The organism is Acinetobacter sp. C15 (assembly GCF_013420645.1).
GTDB classification, from domain to species: Bacteria; Pseudomonadota; Gammaproteobacteria; order Pseudomonadales; family Moraxellaceae; genus Acinetobacter; species Acinetobacter indicus.
Window position 1 is genome coordinate 80193 of sequence record NZ_VOXR01000011.1, and the last position, 6143, is coordinate 86335.

At 39.1% G+C, this 6143-nt stretch carries 5 protein-coding genes; all 5 read left to right on the plus strand.

Features of this window, described 5'->3' with window-relative positions; all coding sequences use genetic code 11:
• The first annotated feature begins 3 nt into the window (after positions 1-3).
• The gene (locus FTT63_RS06540) at positions 4-2643 is read left to right on the plus strand and encodes a bifunctional aconitate hydratase 2/2-methylisocitrate dehydratase (protein ID WP_168383502.1); all 2640 of its coding nucleotides are present in this window, start codon (positions 4-6) and stop codon (positions 2641-2643) included.
• 73 nt (positions 2644-2716) lie between these two features.
• A complete protein-coding gene (locus FTT63_RS06545; RefSeq protein ID WP_127801422.1) occupies positions 2717-3958 on the plus strand; it encodes a PD-(D/E)XK nuclease family protein in 1242 nt (413 codons plus the stop codon).
• The gene (locus FTT63_RS06550; RefSeq protein ID WP_227554651.1) at positions 3955-4236 is read left to right on the plus strand and encodes a hypothetical protein; all 282 of its coding nucleotides are present in this window, start codon (positions 3955-3957) and stop codon (positions 4234-4236) included. Before FTT63_RS06545 ends, FTT63_RS06550 begins: the two co-directional genes overlap by 4 nt.
• Positions 4237-4353: 117 nt before the next feature.
• Positions 4354-4575, plus strand: a complete 222-nt coding sequence (locus FTT63_RS06555; protein ID WP_016659077.1) for a hypothetical protein — start codon at positions 4354-4356, stop codon at positions 4573-4575.
• A 124-nt stretch (positions 4576-4699) separates the two neighbouring features.
• A complete protein-coding gene (gene gltS, locus FTT63_RS06560) occupies positions 4700-5923 on the plus strand; it encodes a sodium/glutamate symporter (protein WP_016659076.1) in 1224 nt (407 codons plus the stop codon).
• Positions 5924-6143 lie beyond the last annotated feature (220 nt).

Consider the following 6143-nt stretch of genomic DNA (forward strand, 5'->3'; position numbering starts at 1 on the left):
ACCGTGCTAGAAGCTTACCGCCAACACGTTGAAGAACGTGCCGCACTCGGAGTCCCACCGAAGCCACTTGATGATGCTCAAACTGCTGCATTAGTTGAATTATTAAAAAATCCCCCAGCTGGTGAAGAAGCATACTTAGTTGACTTGCTTGAAAACCGTGTTCCAGCGGGTGTAGACCAAGCTGCATACGTAAAAGCTGCGTTCTTAGCTGCATTGGCAAAAGGCGAAGCGACTTCTCCATTAGTTTCTAAAGAACGTGCGGTTTACTTACTAGGTACTATGCTTGGTGGTTATAACGTAGCGCCTTTAGTTGAACTTCTGGAAAATGCTGAACTTGGTGGTTTAGCGGCTGACGCTCTGAAGAAAACCCTGCTTGTATTTGATGCATTCCACGACGTTGCTGAAAAAGCAAAAGCGGGCAATGATAATGCGAAAGCAGTACTTCAATCATGGGCTGAAGCTGAATGGTTCACTAGCCGTCCAGACGTTCCAGAAGAAATCAAACTGACTGTTTTCAAAGTAACAGGCGAAACGAATACTGACGACTTGTCACCTGCACAAGACGCGTGGAGCCGTCCAGACATTCCATTGCACGCAAATGCAATGCTGAAAAACGTTCGTGATGGTATCAACCCAGAAGTTCCTGGTGAAGTTGGTCCATTAAACCAAATTAAAGAACTGATCGCGAAAGGCAACCAGGTTGCTTACGTTGGTGACGTTGTTGGTACAGGTTCTTCTCGTAAATCTGCAACGAACTCTGTGCTTTGGTTCTTCGGTGACGAACTTCCACACATTCCAAACAAAAAAGATGGCGGTTACTGCTTAGGCGGTAAGATTGCTCCGATTTTCTTCAACACCATGGAAGATGCGGGTGCATTACCAGTTGAGATCGATGTTTCTAACATGAACATGGGTGATGAAATCACACTGAAAATCGATCACGCTGCTGCAAAAGTAACTGCGTTCAAAAACGGCGAACAAATTGCTGAATCTGAACTGAAAACTCCAGTGCTTCTAGATGAAGTACGTGCCGGTGGCCGTATTAACCTGATCATTGGTCGTGGTTTAACTGGTAAAGCACGTGAAGCTTTAGGTCTTGAGCCATCTTCTTTATTCCGTACTCCAGTACAACCTGCTGACTCTGGCAAAGGCTTCACTTTAGCGCAGAAGATGGTTGGTCGTGCATGTGGTCTTCCAGAAGGTCAAGGCGTTCGCCCTGGTACTTACTGCGAACCTAAGATGACAACTGTTGGTTCTCAAGATACAACTGGTCCTATGACTCGTGACGAGTTAAAAGACCTGGCGTGCTTGGGCTTCTCTGCTGACCTGGTAATGCAATCTTTCTGTCACACAGCTGCGTATCCAAAACCAGTTGACGTGCAAATGCAACACACACTACCTGACTTCATCATGAACCGTGGTGGTGTATCTTTACGTCCAGGCGACGGTATTATCCACTCTTGGTTAAACCGTATGCTTCTTCCAGATACAGTTGGTACTGGTGGTGACTCGCATACTCGTTTCCCAATTGGTATTTCATTCCCGGCAGGTTCTGGTCTGGTAGCGTTCGCTGCTGCGACTGGTGTTATGCCACTGGATATGCCTGAATCTGTACTTGTGAAGTTCAAAGGTAAAATGCAGCCTGGTATCACTCTACGTGACCTGGTACACGCAATTCCTTACTACGCAATTAAAGAAGGTGACCTGACTGTAGAGAAGAAAGGTAAGAAAAACATCTTCTCTGGTCGTATCTTAGAGATCGACTTAACAGAAATGGAAACTGACTTAACTGTTGAGCAAGCATTCGAATTGTCTGATGCTTCTGCTGAACGTTCTGCTGCAGGTTGTGCGATCACACTGTCTGAAGAGAAAGTTGCTGAATACCTACGTTCTAACATCACCATGCTGAAGTGGATGATTTCACAAGGTTATGGCGATGCTCGTACTATGGCGCGCCGTGTTGAGAACATGGAAAAATGGTTAGCGAATCCATCACTGCTTAAAGCTGATGCTGATGCTGAATACACTAAAGTGTATGAAATTGACCTTGCTGACATCAACGAACCTATCCTGTGCTGCCCGAACGATCCAGATGATGCGAAACTGCTTTCTGACGTTCAAGGCGACAAGATTGATGAAGTATTCATCGGTTCTTGTATGACGAACATCGGTCACTTCCGTGCAGCTGGTAAACTTCTAGACAAAGTTCCTGGTGGTTCTTTATCTACTCGTCTATGGTTGGCTCCTCCAACGCGTATGGACGAACACCAGTTAATGGAAGAAGGTTTCTTCAACATTTATGGTAAAGCTGGCGCGCGTACTGAAATGCCAGGTTGTTCATTATGTATGGGTAACCAAGCACGTGTTGCTCCGAACACGACTGTAGTGTCTACATCTACACGTAACTTCCCGAACCGTTTAGGTCAAGGCGCGAATGTATACTTGGCTTCTGCTGAGCTTGCATCTGTTGCTGCGGTTCTTGGTAAATTACCAACTCCAGAAGAGTATCAACAATACGCTTCTCAAATCGACAGCATGTCTGCTGACATTTACAAGTACTTGAACTTTGATCAAATGTCTGAATACACAGATGCTGCTGAAAATGTAGATACGAAGAAAATTGCTGCTGCTCAATTGTCTTAATTAATTGATAATTAAGCAATAAGCGGTATAAGATAAGGGCTGAGTAATCAGCCCTTATTTTTTGAGTATTTAAATGCAAGAATACATTGATAAGTTAATAAAGCAGACTGTAGAAATTATTAATAAAAATAAAGCTCATGGGGATTTTTTTAATTTATTGATGTTATCAGGTGTTGGGAGTAGTGAAGTATTTACACATACACCTATTCTTAAAGAATTATTAGATCCAAACGGAACACACGGGCAAAAGGATTTATTTTTAAAAAGTTTCATTAGTTATTTTAAGTTGGATTTTGAGATAGATAATTTCTTTTCTATTAAAAGGGAATTTAGGTGTGCGCAAGGTCAAATTGATTTGTTGTTAGAGAATAAAAATAAGGCGATAATAATAGAAAATAAGATTTATGCAGGGGATCAAAGTAAACAGTTAAATAGATACTATGATTATTGTATTGAGAAGAAAAAAGCACCTTCAATCATATATCTTACTTTACAAGGCAATAAACCTTCTCAATCATCTTTAGGTAAAATAATAAATAAGGATGATAAATACTTTTTAATAACTAACAATGAAATAAATTCTATAGATTTACAATGTTTGAGTTATAAAGAAGATATAACAAAATGGCTTGAAAATCATATTTTATATTTGGTTAAAGAAACTCCTAATATAGAGTCTGCAATTAGACAATATTTAAATTTGTTAAAAATTTTGACTGGCGAATTGATAACAGTAAATAAGGAATTGAAAAAGATGTTAGTTGATATAACACCTGTTGAATTAGAAGCAATCAGAAAGCTATCTACTCAATTTAATAGTAGCGCATATCGTGGCGAATTGCTTTTTAAATTATTTGAATATGTTGAAAGCAAATTTTTAGAAACGGGAAATTTTGAAAAATCATCAGAATTTAAGAGTATCCACTACACAGCTAATAATTGTAAAAAGTGGTTTAAGCAAATTAGTAATTCAAATCCTGCTGCAGAAAGGGATGTTATAGGCTGTGTATTGAAAAGTAAGAAAAGGCCAGACATTAATTTTATATTTGTAGCTGCAACAGATTATTTTCACTATGGAATTGCTTTATCTGAAGAAAGTTTCACTAAATTGGAAGATATATTAAAACTTAATCCGACATGGGGAGAGCCTAAATATTGGAAAAAGATTCCTAACGGATGGGTTAGTAAAGCTATAGGTGATTTAAGAGGCTTTTCGGGCGATGCCTTTAAATTATTATCAATCAAAGATAATAAGGATTTAAATGATTTTATTAATGATTGTTTAAGTGAGTTGGATCTATTAATTCATTTATGAAAATAGGTATATTTTGGTACTTTCAAAACCAAATCATTGGCATTGAACACAATTTTAATCAATCAGATCAAAAATTCCTTGGTCTGATTGATATTACATACAATGATGTTGAGTATTGGAAAACATTAAAACACACTTTTCCAAATCTACAAGAATTTGAATATGAAAATGTTCCACCTATGAAAGTCATATATAATGTCAAAAAAAACTATGTCTATATGAACATTAAATTACTCAAAGCAGCGATAGCAAAATTGGATGCTGCATTTTTTAACTAGATTTTGAGTTTGCTATTTGGATGTAATCTCCGCACTTTATAACTTAAACTTTACAGTTGGCTCATTCGATCGTTCAATCCACGTATATTTAAATAAATGAAAAGTTGAAGTAAATACATGGCAAAAAAATCCCGCTTCCTCTGTATTGGTGGTTTCCTCAATGGAACCCAAGTCAAAGACCAAGGTGACAGCTTTATCTGTGTCGAAGAAGGTAAAAATGTCACCTATACCAAAAAGGAAATTTTCCATCAAGATGCTTGGGATCATGATTATTATGTTTGTGAAAGTACGACAGACCAGCAAGCACACAATTGGGTTTATGATATTCCATCGTATTAATTGAATCTATTTAGGACATAAATTAAACAATTACTAGAAACAATAACTTGCATAACATTTCTAAAATTGATTTTTCATACTGTTTTCCTAAAACTGTATGAAAATAAAGCTAATAGGGAATGTTATGAATTATGAAATCGATGCCTTTGGCACCTTGGTGATTGCAGTATTTTTTCTTTTTATTGGGCGGTATCTTGTTAGTAAAATTAGCTTCTTTAGAAACTATAACTTACCTGAGCCTGTAATCGGCGGTCTAATCGCAGCGATTACAGCTTTTATTCTCTATAAATTTTTTAATATCAGTGCCACATTTGACTCAGAAATTCAAACCATTCTGATGCTGATGTTCTTTACCTCTGTTGGTTTAAGTGCAGACTTTACCAAGCTCAAAGAAGGTGGGAAATCACTGCTGATCTTTCTGGTCTGTGTCATTCTATTTGTAGTTGTACAAAATGCGGTTGGCATGAGTTTAGCCACAGCACTTGGGCTTGATCCATTGATTGGTCTGATTGTCGGTTCTGTTACCTTAACGGGTGGACATGGTACTGCCGGTGCTTGGGGTGAAGTGCTTGAAACTCAATATGGAATACAGGGGGCAATTGTCCTCGGAATGGCAAGTGCTACTTTTGGTTTGGTTATTGGTGGGCTTGTGGGTGGTCCGGTTGCCAAATTCTTGATTAAACGAAATCAGTTGGCAGAGACAGTAGCGCAAGAGACCAATGAACAACAACTCGATACTAGCATCAACACCGCACCCTTCGAATATCCAAAGAAAACCCGGTTGATTACAGCCAGTAATGCAGTGTCGACTTTGGGGATGTTTGCACTATGTATATTTGTTGCGAATGAAATGACAGAGATCAGTCAGGGAAGATGGTTTGAACTACCGACCTTTGTCTGGGCTTTAGGGACAGGAGTGATTGTACGTAACTTCCTAGAGCATGTACTGAAAGTCGATATTTTCGACCGTGCCATTGATGTATTCGGAAATGCGTCATTATCCCTGTATTTATCTATGGCTTTACTGTCACTGCAACTCTGGTTACTGGCCGATTTGGCAGGCCCGCTCATTACCATTTTGTTTGCGCAGACAGCGGTACTGATTTTATTTACCGCAATTGTGACCTTTAGGATTATGGGAAAAAATTACGATGCAGCCGTATTGGTAGCAGGGCATTGTGGTTTTGGTATGGGAGCAACCCCGACTGCGATTGCCAATATTCAGGCAGTTACCAATAGCTATGGTCCATCGCACAAAGCCTTTTTAATCGTACCGCTGTGTGGTGCATTTTTTATTGATATTGTGAATGCTGTGGTGATTCAGAGTATCATTGCATTTTTCGGTTAAATTTTAATACGACTTCAAAATCATATAGACATTAAAAAGCCCCATGGTTAGGGGCTAGTCGTATGCACATCTGAGGCACATACTGTAAGAGGCGGTAATCCTCCCATAAATAACCGAAGTTAAAAGTAGAGGTTAAGCAGCCATTAGAGGTGGCCTTCCTTTGTTTGCTTGGTGTGGTCTTTCATAGTTGTAATGCCACAGCCAACTCGTTGCATAATCT

Bases quoted from the DNA above. Each gene is read 5' to 3' on its own strand.
- FTT63_RS06545 (WP_127801422.1), top strand. From the start codon at position 2,717: ATGCAAGAATACATTGATAAGTTAATAAAGCAGACTGTAGAAATTATT.
- FTT63_RS06550 (WP_227554651.1), top strand. From the start codon at position 3,955: ATGAAAATAGGTATATTTTGGTACTTTCAAAACCAAATCATTGGCATT.
- FTT63_RS06555 (WP_016659077.1), top strand. From the start codon at position 4,354: ATGGCAAAAAAATCCCGCTTCCTCTGTATTGGTGGTTTCCTCAATGGA.
- gltS (WP_016659076.1), top strand. From the start codon at position 4,700: ATGAATTATGAAATCGATGCCTTTGGCACCTTGGTGATTGCAGTATTT.